The organism is Murimonas intestini (genome assembly GCF_024622195.1).
Lineage (GTDB): Bacteria > Bacillota > Clostridia > Lachnospirales > Lachnospiraceae > Murimonas > Murimonas intestini.
Map to the genome: position 1 here is coordinate 37758 of NZ_JANKBI010000020.1, position 17743 is coordinate 55500.

14 protein-coding genes are annotated in these 17743 nt (G+C 46.3%); 2 read left to right on the plus strand and 12 right to left on the minus strand.

Features of this window, described 5'->3' with window-relative positions; translation table 11 throughout:
• Positions 1-11: 11 nt before the first annotated feature.
• From NSB28_RS21295 to NSB28_RS21340, 10 genes are all read right to left on the minus strand, one after another.
• Positions 12-1133 carry an alpha/beta hydrolase gene (locus NSB28_RS21295; protein ID WP_109748525.1) on the minus strand — a complete coding sequence of 374 codons (1122 nt, stop codon included), beginning with the start codon at positions 1131-1133 and terminating at the stop codon, positions 12-14.
• On the minus strand, positions 1114-3285 hold the full coding sequence (locus NSB28_RS21300; RefSeq protein WP_257497801.1) for an ADP-ribosylglycohydrolase family protein: 2172 nt from the start codon (positions 3283-3285) through the stop codon (positions 1114-1116). The genes NSB28_RS21295 and NSB28_RS21300 overlap by 20 nt, the downstream gene beginning before the upstream one ends.
• Before the next feature lies 1 nt (position 3286).
• Complete coding sequence (locus NSB28_RS21305) at positions 3287-4276, minus strand: ADP-ribosylglycohydrolase family protein (protein WP_109748526.1); 990 nt, start codon at positions 4274-4276, stop codon at positions 3287-3289.
• A gap of 117 nt (positions 4277-4393) precedes the next feature.
• A complete protein-coding gene (locus tag NSB28_RS21310) occupies positions 4394-5830 on the minus strand; it encodes a type 2 periplasmic-binding domain-containing protein (RefSeq protein WP_109748527.1) in 1437 nt (478 codons plus the stop codon).
• On the minus strand, positions 5827-6090 hold the full coding sequence (locus tag NSB28_RS21315; RefSeq protein ID WP_109748528.1) for a hypothetical protein: 264 nt from the start codon (positions 6088-6090) through the stop codon (positions 5827-5829). The genes NSB28_RS21310 and NSB28_RS21315 overlap by 4 nt, the downstream gene beginning before the upstream one ends.
• Positions 6091-6175: 85 nt before the next feature.
• Positions 6176-7045, minus strand: a complete 870-nt coding sequence (locus tag NSB28_RS21320; RefSeq protein WP_109748529.1) for a carbohydrate ABC transporter permease — start codon at positions 7043-7045, stop codon at positions 6176-6178.
• A gap of 13 nt (positions 7046-7058) precedes the next feature.
• A complete protein-coding gene (locus NSB28_RS21325; RefSeq protein ID WP_257517605.1) occupies positions 7059-7985 on the minus strand; it encodes an ABC transporter permease in 927 nt (308 codons plus the stop codon).
• An 18-nt stretch (positions 7986-8003) separates the two neighbouring features.
• Positions 8004-8324, minus strand: coding sequence for a DUF4387 domain-containing protein (locus NSB28_RS21330; protein ID WP_109748530.1), 321 nt, complete (start codon positions 8322-8324; stop codon positions 8004-8006).
• A gap of 21 nt (positions 8325-8345) precedes the next feature.
• The gene (locus NSB28_RS21335; protein WP_109748531.1) at positions 8346-9731 is read right to left on the minus strand and encodes an acyclic terpene utilization AtuA family protein; all 1386 of its coding nucleotides are present in this window, start codon (positions 9729-9731) and stop codon (positions 8346-8348) included.
• A 206-nt stretch (positions 9732-9937) separates the two neighbouring features.
• A complete protein-coding gene (locus NSB28_RS21340) occupies positions 9938-10489 on the minus strand; it encodes a TetR/AcrR family transcriptional regulator (RefSeq protein WP_109748532.1) in 552 nt (183 codons plus the stop codon).
• Positions 10490-10732: 243 nt separating this feature from the next.
• Between NSB28_RS21340 and NSB28_RS21345 the strand changes: the two genes are divergently transcribed.
• Positions 10733-11704: an alpha/beta hydrolase gene (locus NSB28_RS21345; RefSeq protein WP_257517606.1), complete on the plus strand. Its 972-nt coding sequence runs from the start codon at positions 10733-10735 to the stop codon at positions 11702-11704.
• 15 nt (positions 11705-11719) lie between these two features.
• On the opposite strand, the gene NSB28_RS21350 is transcribed toward NSB28_RS21345, so the two are convergent.
• Complete coding sequence (locus tag NSB28_RS21350) at positions 11720-14002, minus strand: bifunctional diguanylate cyclase/phosphodiesterase (protein WP_109748533.1); 2283 nt, start codon at positions 14000-14002, stop codon at positions 11720-11722.
• Positions 14003-14262: 260 nt separating this feature from the next.
• Here NSB28_RS21350 and NSB28_RS21355 point away from each other — a divergent pair, with 260 nt between their 5' ends.
• Positions 14263-15729, plus strand: coding sequence for a GntR family transcriptional regulator (locus tag NSB28_RS21355; protein WP_109748534.1), 1467 nt, complete (start codon positions 14263-14265; stop codon positions 15727-15729).
• A 9-nt stretch (positions 15730-15738) separates the two neighbouring features.
• On the opposite strand, the gene NSB28_RS21360 is transcribed toward NSB28_RS21355, so the two are convergent.
• A complete protein-coding gene (locus NSB28_RS21360; RefSeq protein WP_109748535.1) occupies positions 15739-17742 on the minus strand; it encodes an ADP-ribosylglycohydrolase family protein in 2004 nt (667 codons plus the stop codon).
• Position 17743: the final 1 nt, after the last annotated feature.

Genomic DNA, 17743 nt, shown 5'->3' on the forward strand with positions numbered 1-17743 from the left:
CTCTCCCTCCTTTATTTCAATCTTCTTTCCTGAAATACCATCTGCAAAAAATCAAAAGCACAATTTCTCCAGACGTTCCAGTCATGGCCGCCCTCATACATTTTCCTGTAGTTTTTTATCCCGTTCTCCTCACAGAAGCGGTCATTTTCCAAAAAATAACAAAGGCCCTCATCTTCTGTCCCGATAGCTCTGAAAAATAACCTCATATCTCTGTTAAAATCATCTTTTTCCCGCAGCAGCTGTTCCAGATGAAGATTATAGTAATCGTCCAGGAAATCATCCATAAAGCCGCTGAACAGGCCTGCCCATGCAAAGCTCTCCAGATGGGTCATCACTGTAATGCTGGTCTGCTTTGATCCCATGGAGAGTCCTGCCATGGCCCGGAATTCCCGGTCCTGCTTTACACGGTATTTCTTTTCAATAAATGGGATAATATCCTCCATCAGCTGCCTGGTAAACATGGCCTTACAAAGCTCGTACTGTCCCGGCTTTCTTTCCAACACTGTCATGCCGTTTGCCATCACTATGATCATGGGCACTGCTTTTTGCTGAGCCAGAAGATTATCCATGAGAAAATTAATCTTTCCATTCCATAACCAGCTCAGTTCATTTTCACCGTTCCCATGCTGCAGGTACAGAACCGGATAGCTTTTGCCTGTCTGGCTGTATCCTGGCGGTGTATAGACAGTACATGGCTCCATCCGTCCCGAAACTCCTGAGTAAAAGATCTCATGACTTACATCTCCGTGCAAAACCTCCTTACAGCCAAGCCATTCGGGGAGCGGTCCGATATCAAGACAGTTGACCGGCCTGTTATCCTCCACTGTAATGCCCAGATACGGACTTAATATCTCCACTCCGTCTCTGCAGACCACAGCCCTGTAATAACCGGGTCTGAGCGGGATATCAGCCTCATACCAGCCCTGGTCTTTTTCTGTAAGATTTACAAGCTTGCCTCCTGCCGCCAGCCTTATGCTTCCTGCATCCTGCATATGAAGCTTTATATACGGCTTCCCGTCCGGCCTGTAGCACAATCCCTGGATCAGAGCTTCCTCATGCGGCTGTATTTCCATCACTCTTCTGAAAGAGCAGGCCTGTCCATACAGAGCCATATCATTTTCCCATGGCTGCATCCGTCTCCTCCTTCAACATATCCTGCGGTTCTTTCTTATTTTTGCTGTCCCATGTCTCCACAGAAAAGTCTCCGAATAATGTCCTGCCCATAGTCAAAGAACCGCATCCATACATGCCATATGCATAGCTGTCGTCCCGGACCTTCAGCGCCTCGGTTCCATCAATCAGCAATCTGATCTGTCCGCCCTCCGCTTCCGCCTGGAGCTCATAAGTGTGTCCAAACTCCCACTGGAAATCTGTCTCTGCAAGCCGGACAAATCCAAAATCATTTTTGTAAACTGCAGCTTTGCCTTCTTCAGAAAATCCCGCCGCGTATCCTCTCATAGCTCCCTGGGCTCGTATCAGTATCAGATGGCTGCTGCCGCATACAGGTGTAACCTCTGTCCTTACCCGGCAGTCCTTCGCATAATAATTCCCGGCGTAAGCAAATGCCTCACCGCACCTCATAAGAGATAATCTGCCCTCATCTGTCTCCCATGCCCCGTGGTCCACTGAAAACGGTGTAACTGTACCAAATTCTTTTCTCTGCTTTCCCATAGAGATCGTATAACAGCTGTCTCCCCCAACAGAGAATTCATCCAGATATATTGCCCCCAGTGTCTTTGACTTGGATGGGGAATATCCTTCAATGACTACACCCACTTCATCGATCAGGTCCCCCTCTGTATCAGGTATGATAAATGACACCTCTGTCCAGCCGCCGTCCTTCAGCTGGATGTACCCCTGGAGATGTTCCTTCTTATCACTCATGGTGCGTATATACGGCGCCACCCCGGGACGCTCCCAGCCATTCCACTGCTCCAGGTAAATCTGCATACTTACCCTCTGTCCTGAGTACACTGTAGGTGAAAATACAGGACTGTAGCGCTCATCTGAAAATTCATCCCTTCGGTAAAAGGGCTTATAATACAGCTTGCACTGGTCACCCCTGGACATGCGGTCCACAACGACTTTTAGAGAACCTGTGCCTTTATATGCCCGTTCTCTGGAGTGAAATGCCCTGCAGTAAAAGGGATCAGACAAACGCATATTGTGTGTGGAGCCTGGCAGTTCAAAATCAAAGCGGAGCTCCCCGTCACAGATACTCTGCTTCAGTTCTTCCGGCGGCGTTTCACGGTTTACCTGGTATCCTAAAAGAGCCACCTCTTTTGCAAAGCTTGGTATATCCAGAATATTCAGATACCCTGAAATTCCGGATAATACAAGCCCATCATTAACAGGTTCCCTATAGTGTGCCGGAAGGCCGTCAGTTCCGCACATCACGCCTAATACAGTACCCACGTTTCCAGCATTACAGTCCGTATCCCATCCGCACATAGCGGCAATCTCCACCGTCCTGGCAAAGCTGCCCCTTCCATACATCATAGCCAATATACACACGCCTGCATTCGGGATAATGTGGCACACGCCCTTGTATTTATCGTATCCCCAGTCACGCATGAGCATCTCATGGCACGCCCGGAAATCATCGGGATGCCTCTTATAGAATTGTATGACCGCACGGGCAACTGACGCATATGTGCTGTCCGCGGGAATCTGTCCCAGCCCTGTCTCAATAATATGCTCAATATCCCTGGAAACAAAAGCCTCAGCTATGCAGGCGCAGAAAAATCTGGCGCCGTTAAGCCCTTCCCCGTCGTGGGACACACTGGCGGCAATACTTCCATATTCAGCTGCCTTCCCGGGATTTCCCGGCCAGCACAGCCCCCAGGTATCTATAAAGATCTGACCTCCGATCTGCTCCGCCAGCACAGAACCATTCTGCAGGGCAGATCCCGACCTGGGAGCAGGGATCCCGTTTTTCAGATTCAGATATGCCGTATGCTCCGTGCTTACGCCATAACCGCCCCACCAGAACATACCCACACCTTCTCTGGCATAATTCAGCCAGGCATTCGCCACATCCTGAGGCACCAGCTCTCTGTCTCTGGCATCATCACGGAGGGCCCTCAGAAAATAGACAGGCCCATTTGCATCGTCATCTGCTGCAAAATTCTTATATTCTTTTACATAATCTGTTATATCACCATACGTATCCCTGATCCTCTCATATGTCCAGATAGTGGGTTCTACCGGAGCTCCCAGACGGATACCTATATTCATACCTGTTATACCAGAATATACCTTTTCCAAATAACTTTCAAGTATCATATCAGCACCTCATCAATTCTGCGATCCGCTGTGCATACTGGAATATGTCTATCCCCTTTGTAAATTTCAGGCATGTTCCTGAAGGATATCTTGTTTTTTCCAGCCATCGCTCCGGTATGCTCTTTGCCCCGTATCTGGCCCCCAGGACCGCACCTGCCACCGCGCCGATCGTATCAGCATCCCTTCCAAAATTCGCCGCCAGAAGAAGGCCCGATTTAAATGAAGAGCTTTCCAGGCGCAGGCATCCAAATACTTCAGGAAGAGCCTCCGCCACTGTAGAACGGTGTGTGGAAAATAATTCATTGTGAAGCGGCATCCAGGCATCTGCGATGCTGCCTTTTGCCTCTTTTATGATCCTGTCCGCCCGCAGAAGCGCTTCCCTGAACCATGAACCTTCCGGGGCTGTCTTTAAAACGGCATCCCAGATCTCATCCGTGGAAGCGTCCACCATGGCCAGGGATACTGCCGCAGCCACTGCCTGCGCTCCCCAGATACCGTCATTATAATGGCTGACAGATGCATCTGTCTCGGCCAAATGTGCTGCCTTTTCAGGATCGCCGGCACAGTAGATGCCGATTGGCCCGCTTCTCATAGCTGCCCCGTCGCTCTGATGATAAGGATTGAATTTCCCTGATAACGGAGGACGCAGCCCTCTTCTCAGATTATTGCAGGCCTCCACCTCACTGACTCCGCCTCTCTTCAGCTCATCTTCTGTGGCCACGTGCTTAAGCCACATCTCAACTACATCCTCAGAAGTAAAATCTCCGCCTCTTGAGATGATCGTTTCCGCCACCAGCAGGGCAAATTCTGTGTCATCCGTACTCCAGGAGGCGCCTTTATTAAAATCTGTAGTAAAACCATAGTCCCTCTGGTTCTCCGGCATCCTGGCCGCATCGCCAAAGGAATCCCCTATAGCAAGCCCGCAGAGTGCACCTGTGGCTTTGTCTGTTAATAATTCTCTGTCTGCTAATAACTGCTGCCTTGTAATCATGTGCTTCTCCTCATTTTGGTCAGAGGCCGCTGCAAAATGCAGCAGCCCCTGTTGACCCTGGAATTATTTTCTTATGATCTGTGCATTTACTGCACAGACCTGCCAAATAGTTACCTTTTAATTAAGAACCGTATTGGCATATTCTGTAACTGCTGCCCCGCCTACACTGTTCCACTCTTCTACAAAAGCGTCCCAGTCAGCCTCTGTCTTGTTGCCGATAACAAAATCTGCCATAAATTCTGCCGCCTTTGTCTCTGCCGCATCCCAATTTACAATATGCTCTTCAGGGATTACAAAAGCATTATCCATAGAAGAATATTTTGCTGTCAGTTCTGCTGAAGAAAGGGCTGCGTCAGACCAGTATGGTGTCTCAGGATCCATAGCCGCCAGATCAAAATTCTGGAATGTTTCAAAGAAGTTGGCATACCAGTTGTCGTGGGCCGGAAGCAGTGTATACTTTCCGTCTGCTTCAGTATAATCAGCGTCCTTTGTTCCCAACAGGTCTAATACACGGCCAGGTCCTGATACTGCAAAGTCCAGCACCTCAAATGCCAGGTCTTTGTTTTCAGAAACTGCACTGATCGCGAAACCTCTTGACTCTTTACTTACATCCAGAGGAAGATATCCCTGAGCTTCACCCTTTGCCGGAGGCAGTACTGTCAGCGCTGCGCCATCGCCGTTTGCCGCCTTCTGGTTGCTGTTGTAAAGGTCAATTACAGCTCCCTGGTTTCCGCTGATGATAGCTGTGTTGTTGCCGTAGAAATCATTTTCTTTTACTTCCCAGTTGGCATTCAAGTAATCCTGGTCAATAATTCCTTTTTTGTATAATTCAGCATAATATTTCAGCTGCTCCAAAGATTTATCGCTGACTCTGCCGTACACATACTGTCCTGAATCATCTTTTATCCAGGTAGTTGTCAGGCCGAAAGCCTGGTCAAACATAGCATTGATCCCTTTTAAAGAACCGTCCAGGCCCCATACTGCTTCATGGTCTGTCTTCAGCTCTTCAAAAAGTTTTGTATAATTGTCGATCGTCGGGTCTGCCAGAACCGCTTCTGCCGTCTCACACCCTTCCAGAATGTCTGTCCTGATAACAGGCACCGGTGTCAATGCAGGAGTTACAAACAGCAGGTACGGATAATTCGCAAGCCTTTCCTTTTGGAAATCCTCCAGAGCGTCTTTTACATATTTTGAATTTTCAATATAGGGCGTCAGATCCTCCAGCACACCCTGGCTTGCAAACACCTGATCACCGCCCTGGAAATAAATGAGGTCCGGGATATCCCCGCCGCTCAGCATTAATGCCAGATTATCAGAATAAGTACCGCTCTGCATCTCCACTACTTCCAACTTCGCCGGAATGCCTGCTTCTGCCAGAGCCTTGTTATATTCGTCAAACCAGACACGCTGCCTCTCATCCTCCATTGAGATGCCTTTTAAAACAACGCGTAAAGTAGTTACATCTTCTGCCGCTTCCGCTTTTGCCCCTGCTGCTGTAAATACACTTGCTGCCATTGATAATGATAGTAAAGCCGCCATCCATTTCTTTTTCATCCTTTTTTCCTCCTTGTGATTTTTAATATGTATATCTTCTCCGGTTCCAAAATCCCGGAAATGATCTCATTTTCCCGTACAAAACTCTCATCCTTCTCCCAGAGCTCCTCCAGGTGCAGTTCCCAGTTTTCATCCTGGTATCTCTCTATACAGAACAGAGGCCCTGTGACCGTTTCCCGGGATGCATTATATACGGAATAGATCTCTGAAAGTCCATTATCATTGTAAAAAACATTGACATAGACCTCCTCCTGTAACACCGGATACAGCCCCCTTCCATGATCCTGTGCATGACCCTGTAAATATAATCAGCCTCCGGTACCCGGACCTGACCGTCCATGCCTGTCACTCTTTCACACCTCCCGCCATCACTCCGCCTGTATAGTACTTCAGGATAAGAGGGTACATTGCCAGTATAGGGACCATAACGATCACTATGGTGGCTGCCTTCAGGGAACTGATGTTGAGCGAGGTGAGGTCCACATTTGCATATGAAGCGATAGCTGTGGAATCCCCATTGACAACAAACTGTTTTAAAAATACCTGCAGCACAGTGGTGTCCCTCGTCTGAAGGAAAACGCTGCTCTTGAAATATTCATTCCAGCGGACTACAGCATAGAACATTCCCACAGTCATAAATACAATCTTATTCAGCGGAAGGAAAACCTTAAAAAATACAGTCAGCTCTCCCGCCCCGTCTATCTTGGCTGCCTCAATCAGCGCTATGGGTGTTTCTTCAAAAAACCGCATCATAAGGATCAGGTAATATACATTTACTGAATTGTAGATAACCATGACCCAGATATTGTTCAGCAGATGCAGATTCTTAACCACAAAATACTCCTGGATAATGCTCGGCTCAAAAATCATCATGACGATAAAGAATACCATCAGAGGCTTTTTGAAAGGAAGCCCCGGCCTGGTCAGAGCATAAGCTGCACTCCCGGTGATCAGGAGGCTTAAGAATGTTCCTGCAAGTGTAATGAACAAGCTGTTCAAAAATGAGCGTATAACAAGCGAATTCGAAAATATCAGCTTATAATTGATCAAATCTACTCCGCTCGGCCAGAACTGCCAGCCCGTCATGTGGGGTACCTGCCTGGGATCAGAAACAGACTTTGCCAGGATATTCAGTATCGGTATCAGAATAACCAGCACCATAATCAGCAGACAAACGCGGATCACCACCGGCCCTGCCTTTAATCTTCTTTTCATGCCTTTTGCCTCCTTACCATGCTCCTTTGCCAGTCAGTCTCTTAGAGATAAAGTCAGTTGCCAGTATCAGTACAGTTCCAATAATTCCCTTAAAAAGACTGGCAGCCGTTGCGAAGGAATACTGTGTATTTACAAGCCCTATCCGGTACACGTATGTATCAATAATGTCAATGCGGCTGAGCACTGCGTCATTTGAAAAGTTCAGGATCTGGTCCAGGCCCGCGCTCATGATAAAGCCTACATTCAGTATCAGTACTGTTACCATCGGTATCGCCAGAGCCGGCAGTATTATATGCTTTACCATCTTCCATCTCCCTGCCCCGTCAATAGCTGCCGCATCGTAAAGTTCCTTGCTGATGCCCAGGATTGCGGATAAATAAATGATTGAATCCCAGCCGACGCTCCTCCACATTTCCGAGCCTGTCAGAATGGGGATGATAGCATTTTTATTTACCATGAGATTTTTATACTCGATCCCGAACATTCCCATGAGGCTGGATACCACACCTCCCTGGGAAAAAGCATCGATCCAGATACCAGCTATGATGACCCATGATAAAAAATGGGGCATGTACGATATTACCTGGACAAACTTTCCAAATCTGGATCTCCCCACTTCATTTAAAAGAAGTGCAAAGATCACAGGAAATGGAAACAGCAGAAAAATCTTGATACTGCTGATCAGCAGTGTATTTTTCAAAATATTCAAAAATGAAGGCGTCTCAAACAGCATCTTAAAATACTTCATTCCCACAAAGGTATTCTCACCAACAATCTTATAATCGTAAAAGGCAAGCTTCATACCCACGATTGCGGTCACCCGGAAGAAGATAAAGTATAAGAGTGCCGGCAGAAGCATCAGATATATCCACTTATATTTCTTTACCCTCTGCCACGTGGAAACCTCACTTTTTTTCCTGATCTGTAATTCCTTTGCCACAATATCCCCCCGTTCCCTCTACAGTTCTACCTTCATCTGTGCCAGCGGCGCATGCTGCTGTGCCCCATACACATCCCTGTCCCCACAGGTCCCGGAAGAAATGCTTCTGTCATAAGTGATCTTGAAACCCAGGGCCGTATCAAAAAATACGATTTCCTGGATCCTGGACTCTTCCATTTTATAAAGCATAGCTATGTGCTTTCTGGTAATCAGACCGCTCTCTTTTATTTTCTTATATATCTTTTCATCATCAAACAGAACGTCCAGGGTAGTCTGGAACGGACCGCTGTTTTTGGAACGGATGACCTTTGCCAGGTCATATAATCTGTATTCTGCCATATCTTCTCCTATCTGCGTACCTTAATATGGAACGCTGCTCCATTCAGGATATTCTATCGGGAATAGCTGCTCTATCTCCTCACCAGCGATTTCCATCAGATGATATACAGAAAATTCATATACCGGACCAAAGGGGATATCACTGGGTGCAAATGGAAATGCCAGATTCCCTGCCGTGGATTTTCTGCCCGGATAACCGTAGTGGAGGAAGGTCGAACGCAATGTGCTGCATATCATATTTGCCAACTCCTGAGTATCAGCTATGACTTCAAAGACAACGCCTGCCTCATGCCCTTTTTCTTCGGAGAGTGGCTCTGCATCTCCCATGACACCGTTTATTCCATAATTCAGGAAATGGATCTCATAGCGTCCCTGATCTATATCCTCATAATATTCTTTTGTCTGCTGCTCCACCTGCTGCTCCACTTCCTCCAGCATGGAGAGCATGATGGGGTCCCGCACTCCTGCTATGACAAATGTCCTGTAAGCCACCTGGACCGCTCCTTCCAGCTTGACCTGGTATTTAGGGGCCTTCTCGATGCGGCTCCCTGTCACCATAACACTCCTGTCATCATACTGTTCAAACCTGCATTCCTTCAGATTCATGACCACTCCGGGCCCATGGAGCAGATAAGGATGCTCTTTCTCATAAAATGTATGTGCGGCTACAGACAGGGAAGTACATTTTCTGTCATCCGACAGTGGTTTAATGATAAAGCCGTCTTCCCTGATGGTACCCATCATACAATCCTTTGTCGTCCCCGGCACTGCACACAGGGCTGCACACTCCAGGATCTTCCCCGCATGATAACCGTATTCCAGGGGAAGCCCATAGTATTCTGCTACTGCCGCAAAGGGGCTGGGATCATAGGCCCGTCCGCAGATGATCAGCTTTGCGCCTTCCCTCAGGGCCTTCACTACAGGCTCATGGCCCATCTGGGCGACAACACCGCTTGAATTCTCCAGTCTCTCTTTTGTGAGCTCCTTTACAAGATTTCCCAGCTGTTCCACCTTTCCTGCTTTCATTTTCTGCCAGATAAACTCTTTCGGGATATCTGCCCAGATAACTGCTGTCTTAAGGTTCTCCAGGTGGTGTTCCTTTATAATAGAAGAAATAATGTGAAGTGTCCTCTCTACATGCACCCGTCCCCCGGCTCCGCCCGCGGAACCCACAATTGCCGGAATTCCTGCTTTTGCCGCCTCAGTTATGATCAATTCCAGATCCCTCCTGCTTGCTTCATCGCTGACAATGGCCACTCCCTTGCCCAGCTTGTGCGGACCGGCATCCGTACTTCCGGCATCTACTACAATTGCGTCCGGCTTTTCTGCAATTCCATTCATAAATGACTGCTTTGGAAATCCATATCCCAGTATTCCACAGGGTGCTAATATTTTAATCTCCCTCATGCTCATCCTCCGGATGCCGAAACTGACGCCCCGGCATTTCTACCGTTCTTGTTTATTTGTTTAACAATTATATTATAGAGCTTTTAGTAGATATTTGTCAATAATAATGGATTTAATTAATATTTTTTGTCACTTTTCACATATATTTATATATAATATTAGCTTTTCAGGATTTTCTTTATGTAATCTGACCAGAACTCCTCATGTCAGTTTCCCTGCTGTTCAGGACAATTTGTAATTTTAAATAAACTGACTATTTCCTCAGCCGAATCTTGCATTCCTCTTTGGAACCATACCTCTATCCAGCCATATAAACTATAAGCAACAAATGCTGTTGTGTATGCCTCTATTTGGGAATGGTCTGCTTTAGGGCCGCATATATCCAATATGACATCCTTAATCAAATATATTAAATGCCTCTTGCTTAGTAAACTATAAAAATCTTTATGTTTCTCTAAATGCATAAAGATGAGACCGACCAGCTTACTTAATGATTTATCACTGCCCTTCTCATATTCATCTTTCCATTCCGAAAACAATTCTTTTATATGCATTGTTAAAATATCTTCTTTACTTTCAAAATTACGATAGAAAGATACTCTTCCAACTCCTGCATATTCGCATAATCCACTGACAGAAATATCATTAATTGAGTTATCTTCCAATAATGACAAAAGTGCATCTGTTATGTGTGTGATAACATAAGTATTTCGTCCTTCATTGCTACACGGTGATACAGTCTTTGCAGTCTGTTTCATTTTCTGCCCTCCTATTGACATTAAGTATAATCGTAGATAGAATCAAATTGATGATACATTTGTTTCATCACAGTAACATTATACTACATTTAAAAAGAAAGAGGTTATGATTATGACGCTTATGCAAAAACGAATATTAATATTATTAGTGATTATTATCATTGCGGCAATATTAGGGAGGCTGACTGTCAGAATATTTATGAATCTCCTGCTGGGAGGTTCATTGTTTGGAGGTAACTTTCTGTGAAAAGTAAAAATAAAAAAAAGAGGGGTTGCATTATGTGGGGATTTATTTATGTATCAGTATTTTTGATCGTTTTTGTTATCTCAATAATTGTTAAGATATCATATCACCCTGGATTAAAAGATTACTCTGTTAAGTGGGACAGCTCAATGGGAACTATTTATACTGATATTCCTTATGGGGAGAACAATGCGAATAGATTTGATATTTATGTTCCGGCAGATAACACTAAGAAAACATATGGATTAGTTGTTTATTTACATGCAGGAGGTTTTACCACAGGGGATAAAAGCGATGATGCAGAAATGCTGAAATGGTTATGTTCTAAAGGGTATGTGGCAGCTGGGATAAATTATACTCTGCGCGATGAAAAGCATCCCCAGGCAAGCGTTTATTCTCAGTCAATGGAGATTAAACAGAGTATGCCCTATATAGCAGAAAAATCAAAGGAACTCGGCTATCCAGTTGACAAAATGGCAATATCCGGCGGCTCTGCAGGAGGTACGCTTGCACTTTTATATGCATATCGTGATGCAGATACATCTCCCATCCCTGTCAAAATGGTCTTTGAGCTGGCAGGGCCTGCCAGCTTTCATCATGAGGATTGGAAAAATTATGGACTGGACCAGAATGAGGAAGCTGCAGCAAACTTATTCAGTATCATGTCTGGAAATAATATTACTGTTGATATGATAGAATCTGATGACTATGATAATGAGATCAGGGACATCTCAGCCTGCATGTGGATAAATAATAATTCTGTGCCTTCAGTAATTGCATACGGCGTTTATGATAAAATATGTCCGTTTGATTCCTCAAGACACCTTATAAATGCTTTAAAAGAAAATAATGTTCCCTATGATTATTTTGAATTTCCTCATTCAGGTCATGGATTACAAAACGATGATAAGATATATATTCAATACATGGAAAAAGTTTGTGAGTATTTGGATCGGTATCTGGGGAGATGAGGAATGCCTTCACAGTTACATTTTTTCAATAAATTCCTCAAACTCAGGAATCGGAAGAGGCCGGGAATATATATATCCCTGCACCATATCACAGCCCACGGCGCGCAGGTAGTCAAGCTGCTCCGGTTTTTCTATTCCCTCTGCAACAGTCTGGACATCCAGGCTTTGGGCCAGTTCTATCAGGCATCTTATTACTTCCTTCGCCTTTGTGCCGGAGGTATTGATAAAGAACGATCTGTCCAGTTTTATAGTGTCCACATCAAATTCCTTCAGCAGGCCAAGTGATGAGAAACCTGAACCGAAATCATCCAGTGAACATAAAAATCCATACTGGTGCATCTTCCGGATGCTCTCCTGCACTATTTTAATCTGTTTATTGTCAAAGAAGATGGACTCAGTCAGTTCAAATTCAATGATCCCCTGAGGTATCCCATATTCTTTCGCTATATCATAAAAACGCTTTAGTGTTTCCGCAGTCCTGAAATGCTGTCTGGAAAGGTTAACCGATACAGGAAGCAGTTTTCTGCCCTCATGGATCCACCTTTTCAGCAGTTTGCAGACCTCCTTAAATACATAGAGATCCAGCTCGCATATTTTCCCGTTTTTCTCAAACAGAGGGATAAAATCACCCGGCAATATCATTCCCCTCTCCGGGTGCAGCCATCTGACAAGGGCTTCAGCGCCCGCTGCCTTTCCGCTTTTCAGTTCTGTCTTGGGCTGCAGGTATACCTGAAAATCATGGTTTTTCAGAGAACTTTCAAACAGTTCACTCAGTTCCAGCTCTTTCTTCAGTTTTTCAGTAAGCCCGTTGTCATAGAATCCGCATTTCTGCTGTACGTCAGGATCCTGGCTCTGATAAGCCAGCCTGGCCCTGTCCTGAAGGAGGGTGATCTCCATCTCAGGCTCCTCCACGATGCAGGCCCCCTGCCTGAAGGAAAGCTGGCAGCAGGGCAGCTGCGTATCCCTGAAGGAATTAATGTCCCGGATCAGACTGTCCAGCCTGCTCTGGATCAGCTCCGGCTCATGCTCATTTATACACAGGAAAAACTGGTCAGATTCCACCCGGGCCGCAAATTCCCCTCTCCCGGTATCCATATGGCGCTCTGCATTTTGATAAATATAACTGAGAAAGCCGTTTCCCGCTTCAATACCGAATCTCTCATTGATCAGCTTGAAACCTTTCACATTCAGCAGGACTACAGCATATGTAAATGGTTCCATCGATTTAGACAGTTCCCGGTACTGCATCTGAAATGCCGCATTATTTGCTCCTCCTGTGACAGGGTCCGTGAATGCTATTTTTTCCAGCTGCCGCCTGTGTTCATTATAAAAGCGGTATACGGCAAACAGGAAGAGCGAGAAAACAAGTATCGTTATTCCCACGATAATAAAAGACTGTAAAATATACTGGTCAGCGCGGCCTGATATGATATCAGCAGGAATGATGGTGAGCAGGACCCAGTCATTTACGCCCAGTGAGTTATATGCCAGATAAAGCTCTTCCTGTGTCCCTGCTGTGAATCTGAGTGTCCCGTCCCTGCCTTCAGTCATATCCTCCTGTATTTTATGGATTCCTGATGATGTGTCCGTTCCGGTTTCATTTCTGAATATATTATCCAGTTCCATAAAAGAATCCAGCTCTGTAGGAGCTATCACTACCTGGCCGCTGCTGTCCGTTATGCAGCCAAGAGCATTGCCGCAAAAGCTTTTGGAGGCAATCATCTTCTGCATATTCTCTTTGCTCCTGCCTCCTGCCAGCACTCCAATGACTTCTCCCCGGACCCGGACGGGTGCCGTATAAATGATATTGCTCCCTCCCATATAGCTGGCGCTGACCTTTCCTTTAAATGAAGCCTGTACAGCTTCCGTATCTGCCAGGCCTTCAAGTTCTTCCATCGCTGGCTTTCCCATCCCAGCCTCTCCAACTTCAAATACAGATCTGCCACGGCTGTCGATCATCATCAGGAAAGAGAACTCCAGTATCCCAGCCTTCCGTTTAAGGAATTCCCCAATCCCTGATTCTTCCCCTGCATCTATGATCTCACTGACTGAATCGGATATAATCTCCAGATCCTCCATCTTATGTTCCATTGTGTATCTGATATCTGAAGTCATCTGGGCAGTCACGTCATGCAAATATTCTTTTGTTGTGTCGTTTAAGACCGTCCTCAGCTGTGCAGCGCTCCATATGGAGGCTGTAAATATAACTGCCAGGATTACTGTCAATAATGATATCTGCACTCTGCGGCTGACAAAATGCCTTCCCTGTCCATAAACTTCCTTTGCTGCCTTATCCATTCCTCTAATATCTCCATCTGCCTTAAAAACTTCAGTGTTTCTGTTCAAAGCTCATCAAAAACGTGCAAAAATCCCTCCGGTGAAAGCTATTCTGAATTGATTTCTGCATGTAATTGTAACTATGAAGGTATTGAACAATTACTAATATTTTAAGATATACAGATTTAAAAGACAATAATAAATCTGTGTACGTTTACATATAGTACACAAAAAATTGTATCTGTGGTACAATATCACCATCACAAATCAGGAGGATTCAATTGGAACAGAAAAAGACTTTATTTGATTATCTCTATCAGAATTTGATCCATCAGATAAAGACAGGCTATCTGCCGTATGGCGCTGCTCTGCCTTCCATCAGCCAATTATGCCAATCATATAACGTAGGCATAAGGACAGTCAGGGATGTGCTGGATAAACTGAGAGATGAAGGTTTTATACATTCAGAAGAACGGAAAGCATCCAGAGTCATATATATGCCCTCCCCGTCAGACCAGGGCTGTGATGCCATAAGTTCTGTCCTTTCCCAGAAGGATTCTGTCATGGATGTCTATGAGACAATGGCGGTCTTAATGCCCCCTCTGTTTGCATTCTCTGCCCGCGCATGCAGTGCTAAAAGCATGGACCGCCTTTTTTCTCCGCTGGAACGTGCTTCAAATAAAGACTCTGTCAGTCTCTGGCGCATCTGTTCCTCTATTCTCCATGGACTGCTGGAATCATCGGGCAATCTGTTATTCTGCGATATCTATACTAGCCTTGAGCTTCATACAAGAATGCCGTTTTTTCTGAACCGCCATGAAGCGATGGCTTCCATAAACGAGTATGCAGATCCCAAAAACATCCTCACCTTAATGAATACATTAAAACTGCGCAATGACGAGGAGATAGTACGTGGCTTCAGCATGGCCTACCGCTCCGTGGCAGGATCCATAGATAAATATCTGGACACCCTCTCCCAAAGCTGCGGGAGCAAACCTGAAAGCAGGGAGAGCACTTATTTCTGGAATCCCGGAAAGGGCAGAGATCATTACTATGTCCAGATCACACGCGATCTGATCGATAAAATCGGCACCGGAATATATAAAAATGCCAGCTTCCTCCCTTCGGAGGGTGAGCTGGCCGAACAGTACGGTGTCTCTGTCTCAACTGTCAGACAGGCTATCTCTTCCTTAAACCAACTGGGCTTTACTAAAACATATAATGTCAAAGGCACTCAGGTAACACTTTTTAATGATCAGGCAACCCATGACTGCATGAAGATCAGGGTATATAAACAGGACACCCTCATATATTTAAGCGGCCTCCAGTTCATGGCGGCCGCAATAAAGCCTGCTGCACTCCTGGCCTTCCCCCATATTGATGAAAAAATGATGCTTTCACTGGCAGAAGATGCCCGCAGGCCGGGAGCCATCCCTCTCGACTCCATCGTAAAGTGCATAATCAGCCTGACAGAACTGCCCCCGCTGCAGCTCATACTCAGCGAAGTATCAAAACTGCTTCACTGGGGCTACTATTTTTCCTTCTTTAATACCTGGGAATACGACTCTGCCGCCCTGAACAGAATAAGTCTGGATGCCTTAGCCAGCCTGCAGGCCGGGGATGCGGACGGCTTCGCCAGGCGGCTGTCTCTCAGCTACTGCCATGCTTTTGAAATGATCCGGGACTTTATGGCCGGATGCGGGCTGCCTAAAGCTGGCAGGCTCCTAACGCCGGATATGTGGACATGACACACCTGTTCATAAATGATCTTCCCAGGGAAATACAGTCCTCCTTATATCCAGGACCGGCATGCCATGGTTTTTAGTGCAGACTTCACTCATGCCCCCGATGGTGAAATGGCTTTTCTGCCCCTCTTTGAGAGTAATGTCATTCTCCAGCTTTATAAGGATCTGGTTCATGCCTTTCTCAAGCCGGGTGACTTTGTAGTTAGATCCGTCTCCCTGCGCTCCGCCGTTTCCCAGATTTGCCCGGAGGGGGACCTGCATGACAGTCCGGTGAAGCAGTTTTCCGTTTAAGAACAGCTTCATACGGCCGTTATTTGGAACTCCCAATACGACATCCCGCTCTTCTCTGCTGTATATATAATGAAGAGCATAGACTATTCCCTGTTTTTTGAAACAGGCGGACAACTCTAAATCATTCCCTGTCCTCCACACCTCCCTGAATCCTTCCGGCTGTGTTTTAAACACCTCTTCTTCATTAAGCCCGCAGGCTTCTTCCAGATGCTTTCCTTCATAAAGTTCTGATACCAGCCATCTGCTGCCGCCAAGGAGGACCAGGGGAACTGCCGGGACTGCAGGCCATCCCTCTGTCTGGAATATGATATATCCCCTGTTGCTGTCCCTGACTGCGCCCGCCGCTGCACTCACTTCTATCTCAAGCCTTGTCTCACCCCAGGCTTTCAGGACAAACTTCTCCCCGTTCTGTCCCTTGCTTTTCTCTCCCCTGCCATTTGCGCACTTTACAAGCTCTGCTGTGAACCCTTCCGGCATGCGGAAACAGACTTCTATATTCTTTTCCACAGGATGGGGGTTGCTCAGTACGACCGTCAGCTTTGAAGCTCTGTCCCCTGTGACAGCAGCATCTTTGTCATAACGCACCTCAGCCTCCAGAGTACCCAGGGGATAAGAGAGCGCATTCGGCTTATAATCCTCCAGCCACGGCAGTTCTAGTGGCGGTATCTCTGCATCCTCATTATACTCCCCGCCCTCCGGGCAGGGATCATCAGTAAACTCTATCCCGCACCCCCAGTATCTTGTGACCTTCTCAGCTTCACGGCACACCACATCTGTCAGCTCCCGGATATCTGTAGGTGCAGTCAGATTGCGGATACCTCCTGTAGACATATTTGTCGCTATTTCATATCCCAGGGGCGCTATCCATTTTTCCGGCAAGGCAGATGCCCCTCCGATGATTCCCAGGACTGCGCCTAAGGTAGCTCCTGTACAGTCCGTATCCCACCCGCAGTTTACTGCCTTACAGATGGCATCCCCGAAATCCTTCCCATACAGCCATCCAATGGTCTGGAATCCCAGATTCAGCGGTGAATACTGGGCTATGGGGTTATAAAAAGTATTCATTAAGTCGTTTCTGTTGTCCTCATATGCCATGCCCTTTTTATAATTTTCAATACTCCTTCTTACGCTCCTGTATGTGAGGCTTGTCTTTGGAATAGAGGAAAGAGCAATTTCCAGCAGCCGGAATTTGTCATCCATTATAAATGCAGCTGATTCCAGCACAGCATTAAATATCTCACCGTAAACAGATTCTCCTCCGCCATGGTCTGCGATGGCATCCTGCCAGGCGTATCTGGCGGCAGTCTTCATGCACCCGGGAGCCAGGCAGGCCCATATCTCTGACCGGATAGGGCTTCCCATACAGTCTTTAAAAGCATTATTATGCCAGCCGCACACAGGAGGCAGCAGACCCTTCTGCATATTTTCTTTACTCAGCCCATATTCGTCAAAATTGTAGGCAATACAGTCCATCCAGGCCTGTGCCATATCCGCCGGAGTGATTCCCGGACCTTTCTGCAGGATGAGCTGAAGCCATATCAGCTGCAGTTCCAGATCATCATTTGGGATCCCTCCCTCAGGAAGCAAAGGATACCAGTCCACATGATACATTTCTTCTCTGCCGAATTTTTCTTCCAGAGGTTCCCCCAGAGTTCCGCCGGCATTCTTGCCAAGCCAGCACCCCATCACCTTATCATGGTACACCGCCCTGTTTATTCTGATCATC

Bases quoted from the DNA above. Each gene is read 5' to 3' on its own strand.
- NSB28_RS21335 (WP_109748531.1), bottom strand. From the start codon at position 9,731: ATGAGGGAGATTAAAATATTAGCACCCTGTGGAATACTGGGATATGGA.
- NSB28_RS21295 (WP_109748525.1), bottom strand. From the start codon at position 1,133: ATGCAGCCATGGGAAAATGATATGGCTCTGTATGGACAGGCCTGCTCT.
- NSB28_RS21360 (WP_109748535.1), bottom strand. From the start codon at position 17,742: ATGATCAGAATAAACAGGGCGGTGTACCATGATAAGGTGATGGGGTGC.
- NSB28_RS21300 (WP_257497801.1), bottom strand. From the start codon at position 3,285: ATGATACTTGAAAGTTATTTGGAAAAGGTATATTCTGGTATAACAGGT.
- NSB28_RS21320 (WP_109748529.1), bottom strand. From the start codon at position 7,045: ATGAAAAGAAGATTAAAGGCAGGGCCGGTGGTGATCCGCGTTTGTCTG.
- NSB28_RS21310 (WP_109748527.1), bottom strand. From the start codon at position 5,830: ATGAAAAAGAAATGGATGGCGGCTTTACTATCATTATCAATGGCAGCA.
- NSB28_RS21330 (WP_109748530.1), bottom strand. From the start codon at position 8,324: ATGGCAGAATACAGATTATATGACCTGGCAAAGGTCATCCGTTCCAAA.
- NSB28_RS21350 (WP_109748533.1), bottom strand. From the start codon at position 14,002: ATGGATAAGGCAGCAAAGGAAGTTTATGGACAGGGAAGGCATTTTGTC.
- NSB28_RS21305 (WP_109748526.1), bottom strand. From the start codon at position 4,276: ATGATTACAAGGCAGCAGTTATTAGCAGACAGAGAATTATTAACAGAC.
- NSB28_RS21340 (WP_109748532.1), bottom strand. From the start codon at position 10,489: ATGAAACAGACTGCAAAGACTGTATCACCGTGTAGCAATGAAGGACGA.